General features: G+C 45.1%; 25 protein-coding genes and 1 rRNA gene. 11 read left to right on the forward strand and 15 right to left on the reverse strand.

All coding sequences use genetic code 11. The annotated features are described in order from the left end of the window. Window positions 1-288: 288 nt before the first annotated feature. Window positions 289-400 (forward strand): 5S ribosomal RNA (gene rrf / locus VL525_RS09420). 181 nt (window positions 401-581) lie between these two features. Here the strand turns inward: rrf and VL525_RS09425 are convergent. Beyond that, the gene (locus VL525_RS09425; RefSeq protein ID WP_325385763.1) at window positions 582-1,781 is read right to left on the reverse strand and encodes an IPT/TIG domain-containing protein; all 1,200 of its coding nucleotides are present in this window, start codon (window positions 1,779-1,781) and stop codon (window positions 582-584) included. A 292-nt stretch (window positions 1,782-2,073) separates the two neighbouring features. Here VL525_RS09425 and VL525_RS22810 point away from each other — a divergent pair, with 292 nt between their 5' ends. Both VL525_RS22810 and VL525_RS09430 read left to right on the forward strand, forming a co-directional pair. After that, window positions 2,074-2,283, forward strand: coding sequence for a DUF2683 family protein (locus VL525_RS22810; RefSeq protein ID WP_414684742.1), 210 nt, complete (start codon window positions 2,074-2,076; stop codon window positions 2,281-2,283). 132 nt (window positions 2,284-2,415) lie between these two features. Next, complete coding sequence (locus VL525_RS09430) at window positions 2,416-2,544, forward strand: type II toxin-antitoxin system YoeB family toxin (protein ID WP_325385765.1); 129 nt, start codon at window positions 2,416-2,418, stop codon at window positions 2,542-2,544. 106 nt (window positions 2,545-2,650) lie between these two features. Here the strand turns inward: VL525_RS09430 and VL525_RS09435 are convergent, their stop codons facing one another. The 5 genes from VL525_RS09435 to VL525_RS09455 form a co-directional block, all read right to left on the reverse strand. Beyond that, entirely contained in the window at window positions 2,651-3,472 is an 822-nt protein-coding gene (locus VL525_RS09435; protein WP_325385767.1) for an energy transducer TonB, read from the reverse strand. A gap of 51 nt (window positions 3,473-3,523) precedes the next feature. Then, window positions 3,524-3,829, reverse strand: coding sequence for a hypothetical protein (locus VL525_RS09440; protein ID WP_325385769.1), 306 nt, complete (start codon window positions 3,827-3,829; stop codon window positions 3,524-3,526). Between the two features lie 67 nt (window positions 3,830-3,896). Then, a complete protein-coding gene (gene hemA, locus VL525_RS09445; RefSeq protein WP_325385771.1) occupies window positions 3,897-5,132 on the reverse strand; it encodes a glutamyl-tRNA reductase in 1,236 nt (411 codons plus the stop codon). Between the two features lie 224 nt (window positions 5,133-5,356). Further along, entirely contained in the window at window positions 5,357-5,914 is a 558-nt protein-coding gene (locus VL525_RS09450) for a hypothetical protein (RefSeq protein WP_325385773.1), read from the reverse strand. 11 nt (window positions 5,915-5,925) lie between these two features. Next, window positions 5,926-6,354 (reverse strand): hypothetical protein, encoded by a 429-nt coding sequence (locus VL525_RS09455; RefSeq protein WP_325385775.1) that lies wholly within the window; start codon window positions 6,352-6,354, stop codon window positions 5,926-5,928. Window positions 6,355-6,638: 284 nt separating this feature from the next. On the opposite strand from VL525_RS09455, the gene VL525_RS09460 reads away from it, so the two are divergent. Continuing rightward, on the forward strand, window positions 6,639-6,941 hold the full coding sequence (locus VL525_RS09460) for a DUF3892 domain-containing protein (protein ID WP_325385777.1): 303 nt from the start codon (window positions 6,639-6,641) through the stop codon (window positions 6,939-6,941). 52 nt (window positions 6,942-6,993) lie between these two features. Here the strand turns inward: VL525_RS09460 and VL525_RS09465 are convergent, their stop codons facing one another. The 5 genes from VL525_RS09465 to VL525_RS09485 all read right to left on the reverse strand — a co-directional run bounded on the left by VL525_RS09465 (window position 6,994) and on the right by VL525_RS09485 (window position 14,253). Next, window positions 6,994-8,547: a hypothetical protein gene (locus VL525_RS09465; RefSeq protein ID WP_325385779.1), complete on the reverse strand. Its 1,554-nt coding sequence runs from the start codon at window positions 8,545-8,547 to the stop codon at window positions 6,994-6,996. After that, the gene (locus VL525_RS09470; protein ID WP_325385781.1) at window positions 8,547-10,391 is read right to left on the reverse strand and encodes a glycosyltransferase family 2 protein; all 1,845 of its coding nucleotides are present in this window, start codon (window positions 10,389-10,391) and stop codon (window positions 8,547-8,549) included. The genes VL525_RS09465 and VL525_RS09470 overlap by 1 nt, the downstream gene beginning before the upstream one ends. Window positions 10,392-10,556: 165 nt before the next feature. Continuing rightward, window positions 10,557-12,614, reverse strand: coding sequence for a cellulose biosynthesis cyclic di-GMP-binding regulatory protein BcsB (locus VL525_RS09475; protein ID WP_325385783.1), 2,058 nt, complete (start codon window positions 12,612-12,614; stop codon window positions 10,557-10,559). A 13-nt stretch (window positions 12,615-12,627) separates the two neighbouring features. Continuing rightward, window positions 12,628-13,974 carry a HAMP domain-containing sensor histidine kinase gene (locus VL525_RS09480; RefSeq protein ID WP_325385785.1) on the reverse strand — a complete coding sequence of 449 codons (1,347 nt, stop codon included), beginning with the start codon at window positions 13,972-13,974 and terminating at the stop codon, window positions 12,628-12,630. A 45-nt stretch (window positions 13,975-14,019) separates the two neighbouring features. After that, window positions 14,020-14,253: a hypothetical protein gene (locus VL525_RS09485; RefSeq protein WP_325385787.1), complete on the reverse strand. Its 234-nt coding sequence runs from the start codon at window positions 14,251-14,253 to the stop codon at window positions 14,020-14,022. Window positions 14,254-14,871: 618 nt separating this feature from the next. Between VL525_RS09485 and VL525_RS09490 the strand changes: the two genes are divergently transcribed. Next, window positions 14,872-15,852: an acyl-ACP desaturase gene (locus tag VL525_RS09490; protein WP_325385789.1), complete on the forward strand. Its 981-nt coding sequence runs from the start codon at window positions 14,872-14,874 to the stop codon at window positions 15,850-15,852. On the opposite strand, the gene VL525_RS09495 is transcribed toward VL525_RS09490, so the two are convergent. Beyond that, window positions 15,853-17,466: a mechanosensitive ion channel family protein gene (locus tag VL525_RS09495; protein ID WP_325385791.1), complete on the reverse strand. Its 1,614-nt coding sequence runs from the start codon at window positions 17,464-17,466 to the stop codon at window positions 15,853-15,855. It lies immediately after the preceding gene. 42 nt (window positions 17,467-17,508) lie between these two features. After that, a complete protein-coding gene (locus VL525_RS09500; RefSeq protein ID WP_325385793.1) occupies window positions 17,509-17,835 on the reverse strand; it encodes a hypothetical protein in 327 nt (108 codons plus the stop codon). Window positions 17,836-17,930: 95 nt separating this feature from the next. Here VL525_RS09500 and VL525_RS09505 point away from each other — a divergent pair, with 95 nt between their 5' ends. The 3 genes from VL525_RS09505 (at window position 17,931) to VL525_RS09515 (ending at window position 21,831) form a co-directional block, all read left to right on the forward strand. Beyond that, entirely contained in the window at window positions 17,931-18,788 is an 858-nt protein-coding gene (locus VL525_RS09505) for a YitT family protein (RefSeq protein ID WP_325385795.1), read from the forward strand. 309 nt (window positions 18,789-19,097) lie between these two features. Further along, a complete protein-coding gene (locus VL525_RS09510; protein ID WP_325385797.1) occupies window positions 19,098-20,120 on the forward strand; it encodes an aldo/keto reductase in 1,023 nt (340 codons plus the stop codon). 154 nt (window positions 20,121-20,274) lie between these two features. Then, the gene (locus VL525_RS09515; RefSeq protein WP_325385799.1) at window positions 20,275-21,831 is read left to right on the forward strand and encodes a serine hydrolase; all 1,557 of its coding nucleotides are present in this window, start codon (window positions 20,275-20,277) and stop codon (window positions 21,829-21,831) included. A 215-nt stretch (window positions 21,832-22,046) separates the two neighbouring features. Here the strand turns inward: VL525_RS09515 and VL525_RS09520 are convergent, their stop codons facing one another. Together VL525_RS09520 and VL525_RS09525 are read right to left on the reverse strand one after the other, a co-directional pair. Continuing rightward, window positions 22,047-22,814, reverse strand: a complete 768-nt coding sequence (locus VL525_RS09520; protein WP_325385803.1) for a DUF4846 domain-containing protein — start codon at window positions 22,812-22,814, stop codon at window positions 22,047-22,049. 13 nt (window positions 22,815-22,827) lie between these two features. Next, complete coding sequence (locus VL525_RS09525) at window positions 22,828-23,625, reverse strand: M15 family metallopeptidase (protein WP_325385804.1); 798 nt, start codon at window positions 23,623-23,625, stop codon at window positions 22,828-22,830. A 175-nt stretch (window positions 23,626-23,800) separates the two neighbouring features. On the opposite strand from VL525_RS09525, the gene VL525_RS09530 reads away from it, so the two are divergent. The 3 genes from VL525_RS09530 to VL525_RS09540 are packed head-to-tail and all read left to right on the forward strand — an operon-like array spanning window position 23,801 to window position 25,693. Next, window positions 23,801-24,838: a hypothetical protein gene (locus VL525_RS09530; protein WP_325385806.1), complete on the forward strand. Its 1,038-nt coding sequence runs from the start codon at window positions 23,801-23,803 to the stop codon at window positions 24,836-24,838. Then, a complete protein-coding gene (locus tag VL525_RS09535) occupies window positions 24,826-25,158 on the forward strand; it encodes an STAS-like domain-containing protein (protein ID WP_325385808.1) in 333 nt (110 codons plus the stop codon). Before VL525_RS09530 ends, VL525_RS09535 begins: the two co-directional genes overlap by 13 nt. Further along, window positions 25,151-25,693: a hypothetical protein gene (locus VL525_RS09540; RefSeq protein WP_325385810.1), complete on the forward strand. Its 543-nt coding sequence runs from the start codon at window positions 25,151-25,153 to the stop codon at window positions 25,691-25,693. Before VL525_RS09535 ends, VL525_RS09540 begins: the two co-directional genes overlap by 8 nt. The last annotated feature ends 2 nt before the right edge of the window (window positions 25,694-25,695 follow it).

Consider the following 25,695-nt stretch of genomic DNA (forward strand, 5'->3'; position numbering starts at 1 on the left):
GTGATGAACAATGTGAGTAGTGAAAAGTGAATGGTGAATGTAAATTCACTGTTGACAATTCACTATTCACCACATCAACAGATAACAAACAAAAGCTGTTGTACTTCTTTTCGAAATAACTCCTTCCAATTAATGTCTTAGTTTAGGCGAAAGGTAAAAGGATAAAGGTGAAAGGTGACTTTCCCGGTATCATAACTTTCAACTCAACTATAAAATATCAGCAGGTAAATCTGACCGCGTGGCAAGGGGCTTTATCCTTTCACCTTTCAGCTTTCACCTCAAAAGCATTCAGGTGCCTATATCGGCGGTGTCCACCTCTTCCCATTCCGAACAGAGAAGTTAAGCCCGCCAGAGCCGATGGTACTGCAGTAAAATGTGGGAGAGTAGGTCGGTGCCAAATTTTATAAGAAGGTCGTTATCCAAAGATAACGGCCTTTCTTGTTTATAGTCAATAGTCAATCAAAACATTCACCATTCACCACTCACCAGGGGAGCCCGGGAGAGAAAAAATACAATATCTTTTCCGGTGGCGTCAAACCATCTGCGGCGGCTAACCAACCAATAATTCGGGGCTTTATCGCTTAATAAACCACTATCTTTCGTATTTTATTGCCTCCGCCGGTATCGTAGTTATAAGTTGAAACATACAGGTTGCCATCCGCGTCAATCGCAAGCCCCTGCGGACCGTTAAACGAAGCCGCCAAACCAACGCCGTCTACGTCTTCCGCATTGCCGCTGCCCGCTATAATTGCAATTTTGCCATTCTTGTCAATAATTTTGATCACGTTGTTAAAATGATCGGCCTCGTAGAAATTGCCGGCCCGGTCTACCGCAATCTCCCAGCCTTTAAAATCAGGATCATCATAAATCACCCGGTTGTAACCATCCCTAGCCACCTGGAATATCGCTGCCTGGCCTTTTATCGGGTCGTAGCCGGCCACATACATATTATCTGACTTATCGAATATAATATTACGGGGCGTAACAATGTTGGTGGCTATCGGGGTTGCCGTCGACCCGTCGGTGCTTAGTTTAAAAATTGTAGAGGTAATGTTATTAGCCATATATAGAAAACCGTCGGACCCAACCGCTATGCCCGATGTGGCCGATGGCCCGTCATATATCACCACCATACTGTTATCTGCGTTGATTTTTAGCAGGTGTGCATTAAAATCGGTTACATAAAGTGTGTGAGTAGCTTTATCAAGGGCAATATTGTTGGGCGAAAAAAACGTGGCGCCATTTATCGTTATCGGTATGTGTATCGTCGAAACGGTACCGGTGGGCGTAATCTTCCTGATCAGCCGGTTGTAGCAATCCGCAATATACAGGTCGCCATTATCATCCGCAACAGTACCCCAAGGGCAATTAAAGGAAGCTGCACCTCCTAACCCGTCCTGGCTCCCGCCATCGCCCGAACCCGCCAAAGTAGTCACAACGGCTTTGTACTTATAAACAAAATCCGGACCGTCGTAAGTTATTCCGTCAACCTTCACTGATACCTTTCCCGAGCCCACCATTTTGGGCACTACCGCTTTAAAGCTGGTGCTTGTCACTTCGGCGATCTCGAAAGATTGATCATTTACCGTAACCACCGGGTTATGGGCCGTAGGCAGGTTTGTCCCTCTTAACGTTATGGTGTCGCCGTAGCCGCCCGTAACCGATACCGCATTGATAAGCGTTAGCGATGGCTTAACCGCATCCGACTTTTTACACGATGAAATAGTGAAGGCAATAACGGCCGAAAAAAGAAACAGGTAATAAGGTTTAATAGCTTTCATAATTGATAATGGTTTGGTAACAAACGGATAAATGTAACGAAAATTATAAAGAAAGCCCCTGCCGGGCATTCTTATAGTTACTACCGCCGCTAAACGGATCCGAAAAAGTAATATTACCGACAGCATCAAAATTATTACCACAATTTGCGCGCGCTGGGTATGGAATACAGGCAGTTGGATTATGGAAAAGCAATGGCGTTTTTGCTGATATTGCCGGTTGCGCTGAAATAACCCTAATTCTCAACTTATACACTTGTTTGCCACCTTTGACGGTAATAATTTATTTCTTTAAATTTGTGTATGGAACACTGATTATGAACCCACAGATGAAGAGCAGTCATCAGCCCTGAAAGCCATTGCCAAAGCATGGAAAATCAGCATCGAAACCAGCCCCTATAACCCCGATTTTGTTGGCAAAATAAAAGAAAGTAAAAAACAGGCCGAAACGAGGAAATTCACTATACTCGACCCGGCTAAATCTGTATGGGATAATTTAAAGTAATTGTATCCGATAGGGCTAAAAAAGATTATTAGAGATTCAGAAATCCGGCGATAAGGCATCAATAAAAAAAGTAGAGCGCATTATCAGTGAATTATACCTGCATCCCGAAGCAGGTACCGGCAAGCCCGGAAATTGAAGTTCGAATTATCAGGTTATTGGTCACGACGCATTAATAAGAAAGACAGGCTGGTCTATTTTATCGAACACCAGGTAGTCACCGTTACCGTAGTTTCAGCTATCGGGCATTATGGGGACAAATAAAATCATCAGTCCTCCTCTTCTCCGATCAGGGAAGGTGGGGAGGCAGTAAGGCTCAACCGAATGCCTAATAAACCCAATCACACCGCATTCCGTCAAAAACAAGGTTTTAATAGCCGATTTCATGTATCCCTTTCGGTAAAGGAATATCACTTTTTGGCAAAATTCTGTATTGCTTTCTGTCCGTTATAATAATCACCGGGATATTATCAATCGAAACAACAGAACCCATTCCTGTGATAAGACAATGTGGTAACTGCTTTGTTGGTATATCTTTTTCTAAAACATCTTTGCCCAATAATATTACATTAATAAACTTCATTGCCGATGTATTGGTAATATCTTCACAGGTAATTACAAAAACCGAATCAGCTACTGCCTTTGTTGCGTGGATCTTACCAATGAACCGGACGGATTGGTTTAGATAGTCTTTAGCTTCTGAAACCGGGATACCGCGTGATTCTATTTTGATCGAGGCGGATAAATAATCCGGGTCTCCAGACTCACCATATATACCGCTCTGCAGTTTATGGTTATCGTCAGATTCCAACAAGAATTGGATCGGCACAATGCATCGCGTTCTTACATTGATGCCATTAAGCTGACTCGGAATCCATTTACCGCTATTTCTGATCAATCTGATAACTTCATCGTCTGTACCACTGCCTATTCCGCTGTAAATCCCGATGTGGCTCAGTGTACTGTCTTTTTCGATTATAAAGCGTGCAAGAACGTTGCCTTGAACGCCAACCTGACGGGCTATCTGAGGGTAACGGCCATTTTTATCAAGGTATTTATTGTAGGATTCCTGCCCACCGGGATAATTCGTTTGAACCGTGCCATAGATAACAGTGTCGGCACTTATAGTTGACTGACAGAAGACTTTAAACGGGAATAAGGCTATTAGCCAAATAAGGACAGGTGCTTTCATGATACTAATATATAACAAATTACTTTGATACTTAGATTAGTTAAGTAGCTATTAACTATCCCCCAACCCGATATTGATCTCCGTAGCCAATAATCCGCTGCCGCCGCCAAAATGCTGAATGATAGGCGTGCCGGGATGGCGTTCGGTGATGGATTTGCGCAGGTTTGCTTCCGAAGCTTCATCCACTCCGCCGCCTATCAGCACCAGGTCGAATGGCTGTTTATCGCAGACTTTTATCGCTTCCTCATCTGTAAGGCAGGCGGTCGCCTGCCATTTGGGGTTGTTGTTTATCAGCCGCTCTATCGTGTTTAGTATCTGCTCGTTACGGCCAACTACCAGTATCTGCCTCTTTTCCATAACCCAAATATACCGGGTTGCAGCAGCAATTAAAGTAGCGGGAATGTAAAAATAGGTGTTATGACATTTATCGATGAGGACCGATAAATTCGTTGATGGCTTGCAGGTAATAGCAGCCGGGCCGATCCTGGCTCTGCATCCTTCCGGCTATACCATTAATTACCTGCTGTATCCTCTGCTCGGCAGCGATATACGGGCAACGGGTTTGCGGATTGTTTAATTCGCTGTTATGTATATCTGCAATTTTTTTGAGTGTTCCTTTTATCGCGTTCAGCACCGGCGCGTTGCGGCGCATGCGGCACCATTCCATAAATTGCTCCTGGTGTTTGGCAATAATATTCATCGCCATGGGTATTTCCGCCTCACGTTTTTTCAGGGTGGCATCTTTCATTTTCGAAAGCTCATCTACGTTCACCAGCGTAACGTTCTCCAGTTCCCTTGCCGTGGCTTCCACGTTATTAGGCACCGAAAGATCGATGATCAGCTTATCGCCCGCATTTTCCAGGTGACTTCTTAAAATCGCAGGCTCATCGGCGCTGCTTGCTACCAGCACTATATCCGCGTCATAAATCTGTTGGCTCAGTTCATCCATCGGGGCGTGGTTCAGGCCAAGTTCCTTTGCCAGTTGTATAGCTTTATCTTCCGACCGGTTAATGAGGGTGATATTCCTGGTTCCCAAATAATCCACCAGGTTTTTGCACGTATTGCGGCCTATTTTTCCGGTGCCAACCAGCACTATATTACAGTGCTCGTAGTTAATCACATGTTCTTTTATGTACTGCACCGCCGCAAACGAAACTGAAACCGTGCCGCCGCTTAACGCTGTGTTGGTTCTGATCTCTTTGGATGATTGCAGCGCTGCGTTTACCAACCGTTCCATAAAACAATTGATGCCACCGCGTTCTTTCGAAAACTTTACTGCCTGTTTCAGCTGGCCCACAATTTCATAATCGCCTAATAACTGCGAATCCAGCCCCGCGCCAACACTAAACAAATGCTCAACAGCATCGCGTCCGTTTTTAACATAGGCTGTTTGCCTGAACGTGGCTGCATCGCCCTGCGCACGGCTGCAAAGCAGGCTGATAAGCTGGCCGGCGTTATCGGCCATACCGTATATCTCGGTGCGGTTGCAGGTAGACAGGATGAACATAGAAGCTACGCCCTGTTCGGCGGCTGCTTGCAATATCCCCTCGTAGTGTTCACTGCTGATGGAAAACATCCCGCGTGTAGCGGCATCTGTCTTTTTATAGTTGATGCCCGCAACGTAGAAATTCGAAATATCGGATGGTTTGTTAGTTTGCATGGTTAGTTAAGATACGCGGCAAATAGCCTAAAGGTTATCACCCTCATAAAATACATCGTTTTGGTTTTTCCTGATTTCACGATCTCAAATATCAGGGCTGAAAAGGTATTGCCGCGTGATTTGAAGCGGGTAAAAAAATGATATGGATCATTTTTAAAAAAGAAGCGGGCCGGGAAAACTCAACCCAAACCCGCTTCATCCACTTCACAGCATTCAAGAGTATTTTACATCTGAACCACCTGGCTCCTCAAAGTCTCAACCAATGCACCAACAGAGGTTATCAGGTTAGATGGCAGGTGATTCTTGTTGGCGCCCTTTACAAGGTCATCCACAAAAGCGTCGAAATCGGCGCTGGTCGCTTTGCCGTTCATCCGGTTGTTCACCGCCGGGTCATGCGCATCGTGCATGCTCATACCGGAGTAAGTATAACTTTTTGACCCGGTAGCAACTGCCACAAACGTTGTCAGGTTGTCGCTCAGTTCAGAAAAGCCCGATAAGTTTCCGGCGGTTACCTCGGACAGCAGCACCGTAAAATGGCCGTTAATGCGGCTATCGGCAGCAATAACAAATATGGTGCTGTCTATAACGCTCCGTATGCCCAGGCGACCTTTTTGAATCATCATACCCGGATTGGCAGGGTCGGCCACCATGGTACTTCCGCCCAACGAGTCGTATAGCGTGGCCTTAACCGGCGCGGGGGTTGATTTTTTACTGCACGCCGAGAAAAATGAGATAGCCATCAGGCTGATCATTATAATGGCTAAAAATGGTACTTTTTTCATAATAATTGTTTTTAGAGTATGTGTTCGATGAATTTGTAAACTTTATAGGTGACCGATGTTTTAGCTACGGGGCAACTGCTGGCCAGGTCGGCCTCAGTCGGCTTAAAGCGATCGGCTTTCATGTGGAAGTCGGATTTAAAGTCATTCACAATTTTGTCCCCTGTTGTTTTGATGGGATAAAATGTGAATACCACAATCCGGCTGTCCGGGTTTACCAGCACGTGGTCTATGCCTTTTTGATGATACATCCATGCGGATATTTTGTTGGCATCGTCCTGGGTTATCGGTTGTTTGATATCGATCCTGGCCATTGTCTTTGAATAGGGGCCCGGTGGCTTGGGGCGATAAACCCAATAGATATGAACCGCCAGCACCACTACCAGGAGCAAAAAGGTGGAAAGGCTGTAAAGCGCTATCTTTTTGATGGTTTTTGCTTTCATAAGGTGATTTTGAAGTGTTGATTAAGAATGTTGTTTGATAGAGTTACGCAACCGGCGGGGAAGCGGATTTATCGGGCGGGTGTATTCTCACAACCTTTGGGAGTTAAAAATTTTTAAGGCTGAAAATCAATTAACCAGTTCGCCCTTATTGACGCAGGTAAAGCTTACGCTGGTTAAATAAAAATAAAGACACCGTTAAAACACCGTAACAATTGGGTGTTTTAACGGTTGATTGTAACAGGTGTGTTACCATATTTTAGTTGCCCCTTTATACCCCAATTTTTATGGCAGTATTACGACAGGTTTCATGTATTTCGAAACGTAACTATTATTTTGATCCTCACGAGATCATCAAAAGCTTTGGTGGCCAGTATCTCGGGTTCCCCTGGGAGTTGCCCGATTTTATGGTGTTGCACTACATTAAAACCGGTATGGAAAAATATTACGTTCAAAGCGGCGAGCGCAAGCTAAAGATAGTTATAGCTTGGCATAATGGTAAGGAATACCTTAAGGCCGAAACAGACGATTACAGCCCCGATACCCTGCTGGCCCTGCCCGATTGCGATGTGCTGAAAATAGTGGAATAGTTTTTTAAGATTTGTTGGGGTGAGTGCATATCCCTGCTACACAATTGCCAAATTATAACACTTTATACAATATCCAGTTATCCGTCTCGTACACTTTTTGCACGTTCAGGTTGCTGTCGGATTTTTTGATGGCCGGCAGGTATTTGTTATTCAATTGTGTGTAACCGGTAAGCGGGTTGCGGTCGGTAGCTATCAGGATATAATTGACATATTTTTCGGGGGCCTCACTTGCGCTCAGGTAGGTCTCCTGGTAAGGCATGGTAAACCGCTGGATATGATCCGAGAATGCCACAACCGGGTAGGCCACCGCATCATCTATCATCACCTGCTGCTCTAACGGCAGGCTGTTGATGAACGAGGCTATCTCTCTATTTTCGGCCTGGCTGTCGTCCGGCGTGGCGTGGAACAGGGTATTCACAAAGTCGCGTTCTTCAAAAATAAAGGAGTTTTTCAAAAAGAAATAACCTGTAACCAGTTGTATCAGTACAATGACTGTCAGCAGGGTTTTCATCAGGCGCTGGTTCTCGTGCCGGTGACCCCTGAAGACGATACATAAAAGCGACAGCACCAGGAAAATGAGAAAATACTCATGCGCCAGGAATATCTTGTCATATTTTATCTGCAGGAACTCCACAAAGGCAAAGGGTGCCGCAACGGTTAATATCTGGTAAGTATTATGCCTGAAAAGGTAAATAGCCACCACGATCATAGGGCAATACAACGCAATACTTGCTGTAACCAGAGGCGATATCTGCGACGACTGGTAGTGCACAAAACTGGTAGCCTGCTCAAACTGTAGCTTTTCGGTCAATACCGTCCAGGTAGCGTAGGGGCTGTCCAGGAAGTAGTCGAGGTCGTTGGCGTGCGTCAGGTTCAGCATTTTGAATATCGCTATTGATGCTAATGGCAGCAGGAAGATGATGATATATATGGCAAACGTTTTATTGATAAGCTTGCGGCGAAGCGCCGGCGCATTAAAGCTTTGTATCAGCCTGAAAATGGTTTCCTGCTCGCTCAGGTTAAGGCTTTGCGTAGCGATGAAAAGCACCAGCGGGATAAAGAACAGGGTGAGCCAGATAAACTTATAATCGCAAAATACCAGCACCACCAGGCATATACTGGCAATGGAGACGTGGAACGTGGTGTTGGATTTGTAGTACCGGAGTATATGATAAAAGAACAGGAACAGGAAAATAAGTACCAGGTATATCGACTTACCCGAACATGCGGTATATAAAAGCCCCGGGTGCAGGGTAAACAGCACCAGCAGTATCAGCATATAAAAATCGTCGTGGCTGCGCTTGGTAAGCGTGTGCGCCATAATGTAAAACAGCAGCGCGGTACCCACTGCCGATGCGAATATGGGGCCAAGCAGGAAGCTTTTGAAGGAAAAGATGAACGTGCCGTAAAACGGGAGGATAGGCGCGGTAAGCCCCATCACCTTCAGCCGGTTGCCAAGACCCTCGATCAGTATCTTGTTTTTTTCCGAATAAAAAAGCGACTCGAGGTTGTGATAGCCCAGGTTATGCAGGTACACTCCTAAAAAGATGTAATAGCCCGCAAGCAGCAGCGAAAGAATAATAAGATATAACGTTCTCCTGTGCATTACCTGATCACATTTGTCGCGCTGTTTACCTTGCTCAAACCATGGTTGGTTTTTTCCCAGTAAAACGGTTTTACAACTAATTGATATAATCCCTTATAAGCCGCCGCCGAGTGCATAAGCCAGTAAACCGGGTTGGCGATGGCAAATAATATCAGCTCGTAAAAGCGGCGTTTAAATACAGCCATCATATTGACATAGATCATTAATATATTCCCCACCATCAGGTTAAAGATGGACACAAACAGCACCCAGTCGGGGAAAAGCTGCTTGATGGAAGCAATATTGAATATCACATACGCCAAAAAAACGATAAGCAGTATTGGGTAAACCAGGAAAGTAAGCGGGGTAGCGCCCACAAAGAAATTAAAACCAATAAACCCTCTCCAGCCTATCTTTTTTATCAGCCTCACCGGGTTGCGCATGTGCACCAGGTAAGTTTGCATATACCCTTTGATCCATCTCGACCGCTGGCGTATCCAGTTAATGGGTTCGTTATTGGCCTCTTCATAAGTGGTGGAATTGACAATGGCCACCTTGTAACCTTTAGCATAAGCACGCACGCCCAGGTCGGCGTCCTCGGTTACATTGAAAGGATCCCAACCGCCAAGTTCAACCAGGGCGTCTATTTTAAAATGATTGCTGGTGCCGCCCAATGGGATGGGGATATCCAGTGTATCGAGTCCCGGCAGCATATAATCGAACCAAAACGAATATTCCAGTGTGAACATCCTGGTCAGGAAGTTCTCGTTCCGGTTAAAATAATTCAGCGCGCTTTGTATGCAGATATAGTGTTCGGGCAGTTTATTGAAAAGCGCTACCACTTTTTTAAGCTGGTCGGTATCGGGAATGTCCTCTGCGTCGTAAATGGTAAGGTATTTGCCCCTGGCAAAATGCAGCCCGTAGTTGCAGGCCTTCGGTTTGGTTTTGGGCATGTGAAAAGGCACAATGATCACCTCGAAAATCGCCGGAAAATCCAGGTTGCGTACAGCATTCAGTGTTTTTTCGTCATCCTCTTCTATCAGCAGCTTTACATCAAGTTTTTCACGCGGATAGTCGATGCTTTGCAGGTTCCAGATCAGTTTTTTTATCAGTTTATCTTCCTTGTAAACCGGCAGCAGAATGGTGTAAACCGGCAGGTCATCGTCATGCAAATGTTTTAGATCGTGCTTGGTTACTGCCTGGTACAGCTCGAAACGCGAACCCACCAGCGATAAAAAAAGTTTAAAAATAATAGCTATCAGGAAAAAGATGCTGATGGCCACATTAAGGCTGATCATCAGTATTTTAAAATGCAGTACAGCGCCCGCTGCAAAGCCGCCCACCAGCAGGAAAAAAAATACCAGCTGCGGCCCGGTAAACGTTGTCAAGGCCGAACTGTTCGGGTCGCGGTTGAGTAATTCAAATACGGCTGATTTAACCTGTTTTTCGCCAAGCAGTTTGTGGCTCAGCCAGGTAATATCCAGGTCGTCGGCTATAATGATCTCCGGTTCCCGGTTATAAGTCATCCGCACAAAGTCGATAAGCAAGCGGTCGGTGGGGTCGGCCATAACGGTCACCACCCTGTTGTTCTCGATCCGCAGGGGGATGGCAAGATGAGCGTCGGAAAAATCGAGATCTATTTCCTTTATCACATCTTCATCATATTGCTGGTCGCGTATGGCGGTAAACTCATAGCCCGCATTATTCATCGACCGGCCATAATTTTTACGGGAAATATAGCCGTAACTAAGGGCAATTTTCAGGAACGACTGTTCGGTTTTTGCCGAATAATCTTCAATACGTACCCGATCGTTAGCTGATATAAAACCATCCTTTACCAGAAGCTCGGGGACCGAAATTGCCATTTGTAGTATTTATAAGTTATTATTTTGGCTCACCAAAATACTCTCCAAGCGAGAGGATATCGGATCGTCATAATTTTAAAAGCCTTCTCCTTTGGAGAAGGGTCGGAATGAGGTCGCACGCCATATTTTAAGCCCCTGTCCTCACGGAGGACAGGGAAGCCGGGGCTAATCGTTAAACAGTTCCTGTGATTTCTGAACCTTCGAACGCACATACAGGAACGACATCAGTATCAGCACCAGTATACCCAGCAAAATGTACAGGTTGTAAGTTTCCCAAAAACGCGTCAATGCGCTTTTGCTATCAAAATACTCAAGGTTCTCGCTCGATTTATTGATGTTAAACAGGTATTTGTTGCCATTCACGTCCGAGATGCACATGTTGCTCGACAAGGTCGACAACTGCTCTGTGATCGACTTCGAAGCTGCCAGGAATGCGTCGGACTGCTGGTTGCCGGTGGCAGTAATAACCAGCACCGCATTATTACTACGGCCATAAAATATCTGTGCCAGGCCATTTGAAACCGAGTCCGAAAGCCGGTATACCTCCTTATTATTCTCGTTATTCAGTATCCGGAACTTTTGATTGAAGCGTATCGGCGCATCCGGCATTTTATCTATCAGCGGGTCATGCTGAGACAGCAGGGCGACAATATTATATTTTTTTAGTTCAGCAGTACCCACCTTATCCGAGTAAGTAAACTCGGGGAAATTGTTGGCATTGATGTTATTGTTTAATTCGTAAATGATCTCGCCCAGTGCCGAAGCCGCATATTTAGCATATTCCTTGCTGATAACGATCAGCGTGGTGCCGCTGTTAAACGCTTCGGGATACTGGTAAAAGCTCAGGTCGTTCGTAATGAACGGGTTCTTCGATTCCAGGTACGATTTGTCGACATCTATTTCCGCAAAGAAGTTAGTGAACGAGTTGATACAGTTGCCGCTGCTTGGGTATATCCTGAACTCGGCCTCCACGGTGTTATACTTATGGTGCTGGTAGCGGTTAATGCTTACCGATGTGTTCAGCTTGCCCGTGGCGTCAAGCCTTTCGCTGCTGATGAGCATGCCGTTCAGGTAGATATTGAAATAGCCGCGGTCGCCCGGTGTCAGGCTGCTGTAGTTGGCTACAAAGTGCAGTTCAACCTCCTTCGGCGTAAAGCTGAAATCGCTATTTTTGAAGCTGTACACATTGGTTAGCGACCCTATACCCGACATAAAGTTAGGCGCGCCGCCTATTTGCCGCAAGGAAAGCCTTGTCCTGTTTTCTTCTACCGTTTTAAAGAAATTATTTTGAGCATTTTGTATCAGCAGGTATTCGCCGAACGACGAATTCAGGATGTTCATATTGCCAAGCGCCGTTATGGTTTTTTCGTAGCCCGCATCATCGCCGCCGGTCACAAATAATATCTCACCGGGTACCGTTACGGCCTCCTTACCTTTCGCCTTGCCTTTTGCCACCGAATCTTCGTAGGTCACCAGCGCCTTTTTCAGGAAAAGCAGTCCTTGCCCGGGCTCGGGGGTAACGTTTATCAATTGCTTTTTATCGGCCTGCAGGCTGCCCCATTTTCCTACCATAATATAGTTGCGCACGGTATCGGGCAGGGCATCTTCCTGGTAAACTTTGATGTCCTTGTTAAGTGTCTTTTTCAAACGCGAATAAGCCCAGGCCACGGCCTTCAGGTCGTGCAGCGACGGGTTAACAGGGTAAACTATAGCCCTTTTGGATTCGAAACAGTTGCTGATGTTTACATTATTAAAAAAGTTGGTATTCGTTTTTACAAGTGACAGGTAGGAATAATCTTTCACCTTTACCCACATGGCCGGGTTATCAAGGTCCTTACATTTATCGTCCGACACGGTAAGCAATGTTTTTACCTGCACCTTCAGGAACTTATCGGCCGGCAGATCTTCAGGTGTAAGGTTGATCGTGATTTTCTGCACCGAATCCTTGCTCAGGCGGGCGCTATACGCTGGCCTCTCGTTGATGACGATATTCACAAACGAGTGATCTTTGATCAGCGCCTGCGACGGCTCGATGTAAAGCACCAGTTTGCTACCGTTCATCTCAACCAGCGGACTGATCTTCAGGTAAAACGCACTGGCACCGATCATGCCGTAGATAGGTTCATCGTCGTGCCCCATCGCTTTGAAAGATACAACGCTTTGCGCCATTGATGCTGTACTTAGCAGTAGTGCAAGAGCTAAAAGGCTTAAAAATTTATTCATTTGGTTGCAGGTATTAATTGATCACGTTAAATTCTACTCTAAAATAATTGCCATGTTCGTCGCTGCGGTAAGTAAGCTCGCCGCCCATTTCCTGGGTCATCAGCTTGGCTATCGAAAGCCCCAGCCCAAGCCGGCTTTCCACATGCCCCGAAGCATCATTTAAAGTTTTTAATTTGCTGAACATCATATCCAGTTCTTCCTGCCCAATGGCGGTGCCTTCGTCAATTATCTCAAAAACAAAGCGTTGGCGCTGCAGGCTGGTAACCACATTGATGCTGTTATTGGTTTGCGAAAATTTGATGATGTTCGACAGCAAATTCTGGAATATCTGCCCGGTAAACACACGGTCAAGTTTCACATTTAAGGGTAGCTTCAGGATATTGTCCACCAGGTGAATGTTCTTCATCTGCGCGGTTTCAACCAGGCCGCGGTACACGTGCATCACTTCCTGGTTAATGTCAAATATCTCCATGTTAAACTGCAGCTCCGGCGATTCTATCTCGCGCACATCCATCAGTTTGCTCAGCATGTATTGTATTTTCTCGGCCGACTGGCCTATGTACCCGGTAAATTCTTTCTGGTCGCCGCTAAGCCTGTCTTCCTCCTCTTTGATCATGTTGTTACTCATGATGATGGATCCTACCAGGTTCTTCAGGTCGTGCCCCGCAATATTGATAAAGCTGTTCTTCTGCTCATCCAGTTTGCGCAGGCGCTCGTATTGCATATCAATGATATGGTTCTTTTCACTGATGTCCCTGTTTTGTGCCTTCAGTTGCTCGTTCGATTTTTCGATAACGATCTGCTGGTGCACTTCGCGCAATATCACCTTATGCCGGGCATTGGGTATCAGGCACGAAATTACCAGGATAATGAAAAAGTATTCGCCGCCGTTACTGATGAATACGTCGATGGTCGATTCGCTGAAAAGGTTAAAAAACAAAGCCAGCATCAGCAGCGAGAGCAAAGCCTGTATAATGGAATTGACCGGCTCCCAAAAAACCTGCATGTTAAAAAACAGCACTACGGCAGCATAAAGCAGGAAATAAATGTTGAGGTTGCCCGGGTTAACGATAGTGCACAGCAATGCCGACGTGACCGACATCAAAAAGAATGCGGTATGCAGTATAATGCGGTGGTTATAGTTTTTACTATGCAGCCATTGATACAGGATATAAAGGATCAGTATAATGATAATGCGTACAATGAAAAACTGCAGGAAGATATCGGGTGCGTAAATAAAATCGGGGATACTGAATAACCAATAAAGCAGTATGATCGTCCAGATGATATTGTTGGTTTGAAACCATGCCTTTTTTGCGATTTCCCTGGCAAATTCTTCTTTAGTAATTTGAACGAGCATCTATTGGGTTTTCTTAGTTTATAATAGGATTCAACCAGCCGTTAATTAGCGTGAATTATAGTAAAAATAATTGAAAAATGCATGGTTATCAACACCGTTTATTAACATCGTGTTAAGTATACCGATGCCGTTTGACGCGCCAACAGGTGCTGAACCTACAAAAAACGCGCCATCGGGGCTGTATTTTGGTTTCGAATAAGTCCAGGATCCGGACGCCGGCGTTAATATCTTGCGGGCCGGTTTTAATTGTGATAACGATGTATGGTACAAGAATGCCATTGAAGCTCCTGATTTTCAATTGTTAAAGCAGCATTAATTTAAAAGCACAAGATTTTCTGCCGCGTTTAAAAATGCCGGGCCGGGTACTAATGCGCCGAAAAAAAAATCCGGGGCGCCGGCCAAACTTTAAAAATGTGGAATGTTATACGAGATTAAGGCGGTGATTTGTTACCATTTTGGGGATTTAAATAACCATAATTACCCGTTGACTATCAGCGTGTAATGAAAATGCCGTTTAGGCGGGCCAAATAAATATCATCCGAAAACAGCTGGGAACGGTTCTTTTACACTGCTGTTTGACCGATAAGCCGTAATATTAAAAGGGTAAATGATAATTCACAAATTATCAAAACTTAAAGCTTAGGCATGGTGTTACTTACGGGTATACGGGTTCCGAAGCTAAAAGGACTGTCCGCGCAGCGGCCTCGACTTAAATAGTCGATGACCGCTGGATGAAGACACGAATAATAAGGCTGAATTTTCCGTTCCCGGTGATGTGCCGCCCTATGCACATGCCTGGTTATTTGATAGATGCCCGGTTTGGGGGCAAAATAATAAAAATCGGCACTTGACGTAATCATTATATTAAATCGTTACCTTTGCACCCTATTGTACAATATGATATTTTTTGAAGAGAAGCGCAGAGAGGTAATGAAGCATATTGAAAAATATATGCTCGAGAAGATCAACGACTTTCTGAAGCCGGTGGATACCATCTGGCAGCCGTCCGACCTGCTGCCTGATTCGACCCGGGAAACCTTCTTTTCCGAGATCAAGGAATTACAGGAAAGTTCGGCGGGCTTATCTTACGACCTGATAGCTGTACTGATAGGCGATACCATTACCGAAGAGGCTCTTCCAACCTACGAATCATGGCTTACTATGGTTGAAGGGGTATCGAAAGACGAGGAAGGCGGCTGGATGAAATGGACCCGCCACTGGACAGCCGAGGAAAACCGCCATGGCGACCTGCTGAATAAATACTTATACCTGTCGGGCCGCGTAAATATGCGGATGATGGAAGTATCAACCCAATACCTTATTGCCGATGGCTTTGATATTGGCACCGGTACCGACCCGTACCGTAATTTTATCTATACCTCTTTCCAGGAACTGGCAACCAATGTATCTCACCGCCGCGTGGCTTCGGCCGCAAAAAAGGACGGCGACACCCTGCTCTCAAAAATGTGCGGCGTAATTGCCGGCGACGAGGCACGCCACGCCAAGGCTTACAAATATTTCATCAGCAAAGTTTTCGAGGTCGATCCTAACGAGGCCATGCTGGCTTTTGAAGATATGATGCGCAAAAAGATAGTAATGCCTGCACATTTCCTGCGCGAGGTTGGTTTAAAAGTAGGCCAAACTTTCGGGCACTTTACCGATGCTGCGCAGAGGCTGGGCATTTATACTGCCATCGACTATGTTGACATCCTGAAAGAGCTGATTGAAGACTGGCACATTGAAAGTGCGAAAGACCTGAACGAGACCGGCGAAAAGGCCCGCGATTATATCATGAACCTGCCTGCCCGGCTGCTTCGCGTGGCCGAAAGGATGAAAAACCCGATGCTGGAATATAAATTCAGCTGGATAAACGGCTAGTTACTTCTCTTTACTGAAATTAAAACCAGGCGACTTATAGTCTTTACCGATGTAGTCGTCCGGTATTTGTATGCGGTTGCCATCCCGCAGCGATGTGAAATGCGGCGACATGATCTCCACACCTGCTTCGTTAAATTTATCCTGTATTTGCTGGTGAAGCGCCGAATAGATGACGGCCATCTTATTGGGCTGATCCGTATAGGCGTTAACCTGGTAGGTAACGTTAAAGTCGTTCAGGTCGGTTTGCAGCACAAAGGGCGTGGGCTGTTTTTGTATTCCTTCGGTAGCCAGTGCGGCATTGATCATCAGTTCGTGCACCGTTTTCCAGGGAGCATCATAACCTATGGTAACGCTGGTATGCAATATCAGCCCCAGTGTTTTGCACGATGAGGTGTAGTTAAGGGTATGTGACCCGAGAATGGTGGAATTTGGGATGGTTATGTCTTCGTTTTTGATGGTACGGATACGTGTCACCAGCAGGTTTTTTTCAAATACATCGCCCACCACATCGCCGGCCTGTATACGGTCGCCTACTTTGAAAGCACGCATGTAAGTAAGCACAATGCCGGCTACCATGTTGGATATGGCCGATGACGAGCCGAACGAAAAAAGCACACCGATAAAAACAGTTACGCCCTGGAATACTTTGGACTCCGATCCTGGCAGGTAAGGGAATATCACCACGAACATAAAGGCATAAAGCACCACCCTGATGATATTGTAAGTAGGTACCGCCCATTCGGGATAAAAGTTTTTGATCGTAAACGAGCCGTTTTCTATCTCTGCGGCTATAAATTTCACCAGCTTTACGATGTAACGCGTAACGATGTAGATAACGGCGATGGTGAGCAGGTTGGGTATAAAGTGAAGCAGCGACAGCGCAATGTCCCTCAGCGGGTTTACAATATAACTTAGCAGCTCGGTAGAAATGGATTTGGATGCCGGGAATATAAAGAAGAGAATAGGCAGCGACAAATAAACAAGCAGGATAATGATGGCTATGCGCACTACGCGCACAATATTGACGATGAAGGGCCGCAGCCGCGCGGCATAACCGACCGGGGCGCCTTTTTTTGCCAATTTTGCCAGGCGGCTGTCCCATGCTTTCAGGGTTTTCAGTTTTACCCACCTGAATGCCCGGTTTAAGGCCCATATCAATAGGATAAGCAAGACTATCACCGCAACAGCCTCCCCAATATTAATGGCCCAGGCCTTTAGGCTGTTATTGGAAAAGAAGTTGCCCAGGTTTTGCTTCAGGATATTAAGGTAATTGGCGGCAAGCTGAGGCCGGTTCAATTCGGAAAAGGAAGCGTCCTTATCACTCAGCGCAAGGACAATCTGCGACTCGTAATAAATTACCGATAGCGAAGTGTCGTTTTTCAGCTTAAGCGAATCCGGATTAAAGGCAATGCGGTTGGTGATGCCTGCAAGACGGTTATTGATAACTTCTGCGCGCTCTTTAGCAGTTAATAAGCCCTGCCCGGTGTAGAATTTGAAAAGGGTATCCCGGTTGATAATGACCGGCTCGCCTTGCGGCGGTTTTACTTTTTGGGCTTCGGCAGGCAGGACAGCAAGCAGCAATATTTGGAAAGCGATAACGCAAAATCTTATCATAAACCCGATTTTACGTTAAAGTTAGCAAAACATACCAGCAATTTAACCCTCCTGTAACAGGTCCGTACCGTGCTTGCCGGCAAGGTCAAAAAATAGTTCGTTTAGTATCGACTCGACCGTCAGGGAGTTTACATCGTCGGTGTAGTGCTCCGAACGGGTTATGTTCAATTCCGCTCCTTTTACATTTATCGTAAACAGCGGGCCCTCGTACAGGTCCGGCTGTGATATTTCAATTACATCGCCGGAACCTTCGATGGTAAAATGTATTTCCTCGTCCCGTTGCTTCCAGAACATCCTGTCCAGATTGACGCGGATATGTTCCCGTAATTCTTCAGGATCGATCCGCTTGTGCAGGGTTATTATTTTCATGGTCTTTCAAAATAATTACAATATAAAGTACAGCCGGCAACGGTATTTGTTTCGCCTGCCTTCGCCTGTAAGGCGCTCTTTTTGTATCTTTAGGCATGAAGATGAGCGAGCAGATCAGGCATTTTATATTCGTTATTTTAGGAATATTGTCGGCAGGCATGGGCCTGAAAGGCTTCCTGCTTTCGAGTAAATTTATCGACGGTGGTGTTACCGGGATATCCATGCTGGTTGCCGATACCACCAATACGCCCTTATCCGTGCTGATATTTGTTATTAATTTACCTTTCCTTTTCCTGGGTTACCGGCGTTTGGGTATCTCGTTCGCCATTAAAAGTGCACTGGCTATCGCCGGGCTTTCGCTGTGCCTGGCGTTTATTCATTTTCCCGATGTAACCCACGATAAACTGCTTACTGCGGTGTTCGGTGGTTTCTTCATTGGCGTGGGCATTGGCCTGGCTATCCGCGGCGGGGCCGTGCTTGATGGTACCGAGATCGCCGCGCTGCTGGTAAGTAAAAAGTCCAATTTTTTAAAAGTGAACGATGTGATATTGTTGCTTAACGTGGTTATATTTTCAGCTGCTATCTTCTTTTTGGGGGTCGAATCGGCCTTGTATTCTATCCTTACCTACTTTGCGGCATCCAAAATGATCGATTTTATCATCAACGGTATCGAGCAATATATCGGCATCACGGTGGTATCCGTCAAAGGCGATGATATACGGAAACTGATAACCGGCATGGGGCGCGGTGTTACCGTATATGAAGGGAAAAGCGGTTATGGCAAGGACGGTCACATCAACGATCCGCGCGATATTATATTCACTGTAGCCACCCGCCTGGAGATACCTGCCATCAAAGCCAGGATATTGGAAATGGACCCATCAGCATTTATCGTTCAGCAAAGTATTGATGACACCACTGGCGGGCTTTTGAAAAGAAAAGATCATCATTAAATACGATCAAAAAGCAACCCTCTTTGCTGCCCGCAGCAGGAGTAAATCAATACTAACGTGGTGACATTAAAGTAACCCGGGCCTGGCCTGTGCGATACCTTCCCCTAATCTTAGGGGAAGGAGGAGGTTAGGGCAAAATAGCGTGGCATGCAATAAATGGATTAAGGCAATAAACACAGTCAAATTCATTGCCGCCGGCTTTAGCCGACGGAACAAAGTATATTGAAGATTTTGGCTTTAACCAAACCATTACCCCAACTGTTAAATTTTCAATTATTACCTTAGCAAACACTTTTATCCTGATTTCCTATGAAATACAAACTACTTGGCCGCTCGGGCCTCAAAGTTTCTGAATTATGCCTCGGCACTATGGGCTTCGGCACCGAAAATGGCTGGGGCGCCGATAAGGAGTCCAGCTTTGAAATTATGGATGCCTACGCCGACGCAGGCGGCAACTTCCTGGATACGGCCAACCTGTACAAGAATGGCACCAGCGAGAAGATCATCGGAGAATACCTGGCTAACCAGGACCGTGATTATTTCGTAGTGGCCACCAAATATTCGCTGAAGGATAACGTGACCAACCCTAATGCATCGGGCAATAACCGTAAAAATATGATGCGCAGTGTTGAAGAAAGCCTGAAGCGCCTGAAAACGGATTTTATCGATTTGTTTTATCTCCATATCTGGGACGATATCACACCCATCGATGAAGTGCTGCGCGGCATGGACGACCTGGTGCGGCAGGGCAAAGTGAACTATGTGGGCATAAGCGACACGCCCGCCTGGGTAGTGGCCAAAGGCAACACTTTAGCCGAACTGATGGGCTGGAGCCCTATGATAGCGCTGCAAATAGAATACAGCCTGATACAGCGTACCCCCGAGCGTGAACTGATACCCATGGCCAAAAATTTCGGCATGACGTTAACACCCTGGGCGCCCCTCGGCGGCGGTGCGTTAACCGGCAAATACCTGCGCGGCGAGCAGGGCAGGATAAAACCCGATAGCAAAAGGCTGAACGATAATGCCGTTGCCATAACCAAAGTTGTGATAGAAATAGCGGACGAGTTGGGTGTTTCGCCCGGGAACGTCGCCCTTAAATGGACTATGCAGCAGGGCTTTCAAAGCATCCCTATTGTTGGCGCAACCAAACTGAGCCAGCTGAAAGATAACCTGAAGACTGTTGATGTAACTTTAACAGCCGAACACCTCAAAAAATTGGATGAAGCCAGCGCTATCGACCTCGGTTTTCCCGGCGAATTTTTCCGTGAAGATGCGGTCAGGATGAACACCTTCGGCGGGTTTTATGATAGGGTGGAGAAGAGGAGTTAGATATTTGTGACGGGTGATTAGGTATTAGCGCCCCTCCCCGTCGTCTGTGTCCCCACAGACGACTATGACGAATATTTGTATCCCCATCGTCGGTGCCCCTCACAGACGACTATGAGGAATAATTTGTATGTTTATATTACTCAATAAAACACTCATGTCACGATTCAAATTTACCCTCGCGCTCGCCGCTATTTTTACCCTGGCCATTTCAACCCTAAAAGCGCAGATGGCCCCGGCCGCTGTCGACAGCCTGGTTGAAAGAACATTGAAAACTTTTGACGTGCCCGGCATAGCCGTGGCCATAGTTAAGGATGGTAAGATAGTTTACGAAAAAGGCTATGGCGTGCGGTCGCTGGCGCGCGGCGGCAAAGTGGATGAGCATACCTTATTCGGCATTGCCTCAAACAGCAAGGCATTTACCGCGGCGGCTATCGGTATTTTGAGTGACGAAGGTAAGTTGAAACTGGACGATAAGGTGACGGACTACATCCCCGAATTTAAATTATACGATCCCTGGGTTACGTCCGAATTCACTATCCGCGACCTGCTGACACACCGCAGCGGACTTGGCCTTGGCGCCGGCGACCTGATGGACTTTCCCGACTCCACGGATTTTACACTGAAGGACGTGATCCACAACCTGCGCTATTTTAAACCTGTTTCGAGTTTCCGCAGCAAGTTCGATTATGATAACCAGCTTTACATTGTCGCTGGCGAGGTGATCGCACGCGTTTCAGGAATGAGCTGGGAGGATTTTATCGAGACGCGCATCATGAAGCCGCTGGGCATGACCGCCAGCCGGGCAGCTTATCAACGCATAAGCGGCAACACCAACTTTGTGGATGCCCATGCGCCGGTTGATGGTAAGGTTAAGACTATTTCGCGTTATGTTACCACCCATGCAGATGCTGCGGGCGGTATTTATTCGAGCGTGGCTGAACTGAGTAAATGGGTGATCGTGCAAATGGATAACGGTAAATATGATGACAGCAAACAGCTTTTCAGCGAAAAGATACATTGGGAAATGTGGTCCCCGCAAACTATTTTACCGGTACCTGCCTACGGTTACTACAGCACCCATTTTGCAGCTTACGGTTTAGGTTGGTTCCTGAACGATACCAAGGGTTATAAGGAAGTGAGCCACACCGGCGGTATTGACGGTATGGTGACTAAGGTAGACCTGATCCCCGAATTGAAACTGGGTATTATTGTGCTAACCAACCAGCAGTCGGGAGCGGCATTCAGCGCGATTGCCAACCAGATCAAGGACAGTTATTTGGGCTTAAAAGGTCGCGATTGGGTAAAGGTTTACGCCGACCAGGCCAAAGGGCGCCAGGGGGAAGCTGATAAAGTAACCACTGCTGCCTGGAAACAGGTGGAAGCGCGGCAGCACGACGGCTCGAAGATTGACAACAGCCAGTACACCGGCACCTATCACGATGTGTGGCTGGGTGATGTGACCATCAGCGAAAAAGACGGGAAGCTGGTCTTCGCCGCCAAACGCTCACCAAAACTTACCGGGCAGTTATTGGCATATAAAGCCAATACCATGGTGGTAAAATGGAACATTCGTAGTATGGATGCCGATGCGTTTGTTACCTTCTCGCTTGATGAGGATGGCAAACCAACCGGCTTCAAAATGAAACCCATATCCCCGGCAACTGATTTTAGCTATGATTTCCAGGATTTGGATTTTAGTAAGTTGAAGTAAGTCGGGAAGTCAGCGTAAGCCTGAAAGTCCGGAAGAACTATGTTGGAATGCAATGCCCTCCGCCGGATAGGAGATCAGTACCTCTATATGTAAGTTGCATAAGCAAACCAGGGCAGGGGGGCTGTTATCCTGAGGTTCTCGACGGATGTGCGTAAAAGCCTTTGTCCGCCATGTTTCGAGCGCCTCAACATGACACCCTGCGCTTATTGCCGCTATTATTCGAATTTCCTTAAATATCCCGGCTTTATTAATTCCCCGTACCAAATACCGGACGTTTTATCCATGCTGAACCATTCATACCCAGGGGCGTTTTGCAGTACCTGTATATTTTGCGCGGGCATAAAACTTTGTGCAAGCAGAAACTGCTTTTCGTGTTTATTATTTTCTGCTACATCTATCACAATAAAGCAATGCCCGGGCCTGCCCCCGTGGATGAAGACATCCCCGGCCTTTAGTTTGGCCGGGTTGCTAACCGGCTTTAATTCTTTTTCCAGCGATGGTGTGCCGGCGTACTCAAACACCAGCTCCATGTATTTCATAAAGATCTCATAGCTGTAATCCTGCTTGGCGGTATGTACCCACTTATCACCCTGGTAACGATAGCCATTGGCGTAATGGGTGTAATCGCAAACAAAGCCGCTCACAAAATGAAAGCTGATCTCATTGTAACGCTTCTGGCTGTACAAGTATTCGCCGCGCAGGCGCATCACGGCATCGGCGCATTGCTGCAGGTCGTGCTTGCCTACGCTGATGTCCACTACGGCAGCGGTCTCGGCATCCGTCGCAGCAATATTGCCATTATAGGCCCGTGTATGCGCGCCAACCGGTTTAAGCGGCAGGCTTTGCAGGTAGGCCGCAAAAGTTCCGGGTTTTACATCTACCCGGTGGAAGCCATCGGGCGGTTTAAAGCGGGTAACTACGCTGTCGGGCGGAATAAAAGAGGCAAAAAAAATGAAAATTGTGATGGCTGCGATAGTTCTCATCGTATCGTCGCTTTTAGTTTAATAGTTCAGGCCGGTATTCAAAATGCATGGTGTCGTAATGGTACCATTTACCACCCCATATAAACCCATGTTTTTCAAATATATCTACTATAACTTGCGGAATCCGGTTTTGGTATAAAACGTCAGTATTTTCATTGGTACACTTGCAGGCCCATTGCCAGTAATCAGAATATTTAATGTTGATGTCTATCGTCATCCCAAAACTGTGCATGCTTGGGCGGTGCGTACCGGCTATGTTGCGCCAGGCAAACGTGCCGCCGATATTGTCCAGGTATTTCTTCAATTCCGGGTGCTCATCCAATTCTTTCGATACCGCGATGAGTTTTTTATCTACGCCGTTAACCCTGGTCACCCTGATCTTTTGCCCGATCAGTTTCGGGCACCATACAATGGTAGCCAGGTTCTTTTCAACCTGTTGCTTTGTAACGCCGTACATTTTTGAGAAAAACATCCCGTTTCGTATCCTGCCAGGATCGAAGTTCTTGGCAGGAGAATTTTTTGGTAAGCCGCCCTCATACGGCTGACTGAACATATCTTTCATATCCGGATCATCCAACAAAGCCTGGTAAGACTTGTTTTTAATGCCGTCGTCCCATATCATCCGGCTGCCGTCTTTGAATAGTAATTGGTTGTCTGCAAAACCGGTGACGTAGTCGGGGTAGCATTTGATTAGCTTTTGAGCGGCTGTGGGGATAGTATCAATATCAACCTTTGTAGTATGCCGATATACATTTGCTAAAGGATGGGTAATCAAAAACCACCCAACAACAATTTCAAGAATTAGCCTCATAAGATGATGTGAGATAAATATAAGAAAAGCCCCTTAATCTTCAATCGATAGTCTCAATTAACCTCACATAATGGTTCCTAACTACACAAATTGATATCAAATTGTTAATTTTGTTTTAACCTTTCCTATTATTGACATAGTCGAGCCAATTATACCTTATTACTTTAATTCCATAATGAATAAACAACGTCGAAAAAGACTACGTAAAAGACAAAAAATAAGTCAAATCAAGGCTTTAAAATCAAATAGAAGATTTAAGGCCTTCACCCGAAATCAAAATCGATATAAACGGCGAAGAAATCAATCTTTTAAGCGGATTAGATCGGAGCACACAGGATATAAAAATGCTTTGCGTAAAGAAGAAGCAATTCTACCGGATATCTTTACGATTAACGACAATTTAGAAGGCGTCTTAAATTTTATATATAAAAGTAAAAAGATATTAGAACGACGTAAGGTTCATCAAGTTGACTTTGATTTTAAAAATGTAAGAAAGGTTGATGACGGCGCAGCGACAATGTTACTCTCAATATGTTCTGACATGGATAGTAAAGGTATACGAGTTCGAGCAAATCAACCACTTGAGCCAAATGCCAGAGAGTTTATCATCAAATCCGGCTTTATGCAATATTTTGAAGGTCCTCATCGCAAGCTAAAATCGGAACTACTCAATATGACTATTAAAAAAGGTAAAACCAAAATTGAACAAAAAGACTCAGCCGGCTTAATTCATAAATCGATGAAAACAGTATTTACGGAAAAAGCTGATCTTAGAAATCAAAAGCTCCAAGGCATGCTTATAGAATTGATGACCAATTCTGTTAATCACGCCTACTTAAATGATCAACGGGAAAAAACCTGGTATATATCAACGAGTCATTATCCAAATCAAAACAAAGTAGAATTTTGTTTTGTTGACAATGGGGACGGGATAATAAATACTATAAATGTGAAGTTTAGACTCTTGATAGACAATGTGGAAATATTAAAGAATGCTTTTAATGGCGACTATAGATCAAGAACTAAATTGAGGAATAGAGGTCGGGGCTTGGTTGCGGTTAAGGATAGTCATACAAAAATGACTATACGCGGATTAAAAGTAATTACTAATAATGTATTTTTGGATTTTGAAAATAATGTTACCTTTAAACTGGCAACGCCATTTTCAGGGACGTTTTATTCATGGATATTAGATAAATCATGCAAGCAATGACAAAGCACTTTCTGAAAATAAGTAAAGATTTTTCAGAAACTCCTGGCGCACGATATTATTCAGATGGTAATTTTTCGGGTGAAGAATTTTATGAAAAGATTCTTAGATATGCATTCAAGGAGGCGCTAGAGGACGATTCTAAATTAGTAATTGATTTAGATGGCACTGAAGGGTATGCTACGTCATTTTTAGACGAAACTTTCATGAGACTCGCAAAAGAGTTCGGTAAAGAAACTGTGTTAAAAAATATTGAATTAATTTCAATAGAAGAACCGGACTGGAAAGATGAAATAATTAGTTATATAAAAGACGTTGAATAAGTATTTCATTTATGGACTATGTATAACTTCTGGCGTTTTGCTGGGAGTTTTTTTTTGTAATTTTTCTTATTTTGAATTTGATAAAAGCATAAAAATTACCGACATAATTTACTGGATAATCACAAGCACGGTTGGATTATATATTGCAATTAATGTTAATAAGGTATTTCAAAAAAATCATTCAGAAAAAGACATCATTATTTTAGAAATAAAAACTATAATCAAGTCAGTTGATAAGATGATTTTTTTTATAAAAATGAAGCGCTTGCCTTTCGAAACAATTAAGGCTCAGTTTAAAGAAATAAATGAACATCTTAACTTACTTGACACTTTAATTAAAGAAAGTCATTGCTCTACGCTCAGTTTAAGCAATCATAAAAAAAAATTGCACGAATTAAGACGTTTAATAACAGGCCTATCTCCAACAAATGGATTTATTATTTTAAAAAATTCAAATTTTAACGACATATCAAAAAACGCTCGAGAATTTAAAGTAGCCTTCTACAAATTGATTTTCGCTATTAATAAATGCTAGTC

This window comes from Mucilaginibacter sp., assembly GCF_035492695.1.
Lineage (GTDB): Bacteria > Bacteroidota > Bacteroidia > Sphingobacteriales > Sphingobacteriaceae > Mucilaginibacter.

Bases quoted from the DNA above. Each gene is read 5' to 3' on its own strand.
- VL525_RS09505 (WP_325385795.1), top strand. From the start codon at position 17,931: ATGAAGATGAGCGAGCAGATCAGGCATTTTATATTCGTTATTTTAGGA.
- VL525_RS09425 (WP_325385763.1), bottom strand. From the start codon at position 1,781: ATGAAAGCTATTAAACCTTATTACCTGTTTCTTTTTTCGGCCGTTATT.
- VL525_RS09535 (WP_325385808.1), top strand. From the start codon at position 24,826: ATGCAAGCAATGACAAAGCACTTTCTGAAAATAAGTAAAGATTTTTCA.
- VL525_RS09495 (WP_325385791.1), bottom strand. From the start codon at position 17,466: ATGATAAGATTTTGCGTTATCGCTTTCCAAATATTGCTGCTTGCTGTC.
- VL525_RS09515 (WP_325385799.1), top strand. From the start codon at position 20,275: ATGTCACGATTCAAATTTACCCTCGCGCTCGCCGCTATTTTTACCCTG.
- VL525_RS09450 (WP_325385773.1), bottom strand. From the start codon at position 5,914: ATGAAAAAAGTACCATTTTTAGCCATTATAATGATCAGCCTGATGGCT.
- hemA (WP_325385771.1), bottom strand. From the start codon at position 5,132: ATGCAAACTAACAAACCATCCGATATTTCGAATTTCTACGTTGCGGGC.
- VL525_RS09435 (WP_325385767.1), bottom strand. From the start codon at position 3,472: ATGAAAGCACCTGTCCTTATTTGGCTAATAGCCTTATTCCCGTTTAAA.
- VL525_RS09525 (WP_325385804.1), bottom strand. From the start codon at position 23,625: ATGAGGCTAATTCTTGAAATTGTTGTTGGGTGGTTTTTGATTACCCAT.
- VL525_RS09470 (WP_325385781.1), bottom strand. From the start codon at position 10,391: ATGGCAATTTCGGTCCCCGAGCTTCTGGTAAAGGATGGTTTTATATCA.
- VL525_RS09500 (WP_325385793.1), bottom strand. From the start codon at position 17,835: ATGAAAATAATAACCCTGCACAAGCGGATCGATCCTGAAGAATTACGG.
- VL525_RS09490 (WP_325385789.1), top strand. From the start codon at position 14,872: ATGATATTTTTTGAAGAGAAGCGCAGAGAGGTAATGAAGCATATTGAA.
- VL525_RS09460 (WP_325385777.1), top strand. From the start codon at position 6,639: ATGGCAGTATTACGACAGGTTTCATGTATTTCGAAACGTAACTATTAT.
- VL525_RS09475 (WP_325385783.1), bottom strand. From the start codon at position 12,614: ATGAATAAATTTTTAAGCCTTTTAGCTCTTGCACTACTGCTAAGTACA.
- VL525_RS09440 (WP_325385769.1), bottom strand. From the start codon at position 3,829: ATGGAAAAGAGGCAGATACTGGTAGTTGGCCGTAACGAGCAGATACTA.
- VL525_RS09465 (WP_325385779.1), bottom strand. From the start codon at position 8,547: ATGCACAGGAGAACGTTATATCTTATTATTCTTTCGCTGCTGCTTGCG.
- VL525_RS09520 (WP_325385803.1), bottom strand. From the start codon at position 22,814: ATGAGAACTATCGCAGCCATCACAATTTTCATTTTTTTTGCCTCTTTT.
- VL525_RS09530 (WP_325385806.1), top strand. From the start codon at position 23,801: ATGAATAAACAACGTCGAAAAAGACTACGTAAAAGACAAAAAATAAGT.
- VL525_RS09485 (WP_325385787.1), bottom strand. From the start codon at position 14,253: ATGGCATTCTTGTACCATACATCGTTATCACAATTAAAACCGGCCCGC.
- VL525_RS09480 (WP_325385785.1), bottom strand. From the start codon at position 13,974: ATGCTCGTTCAAATTACTAAAGAAGAATTTGCCAGGGAAATCGCAAAA.
- VL525_RS09455 (WP_325385775.1), bottom strand. From the start codon at position 6,354: ATGAAAGCAAAAACCATCAAAAAGATAGCGCTTTACAGCCTTTCCACC.
- VL525_RS09510 (WP_325385797.1), top strand. From the start codon at position 19,098: ATGAAATACAAACTACTTGGCCGCTCGGGCCTCAAAGTTTCTGAATTA.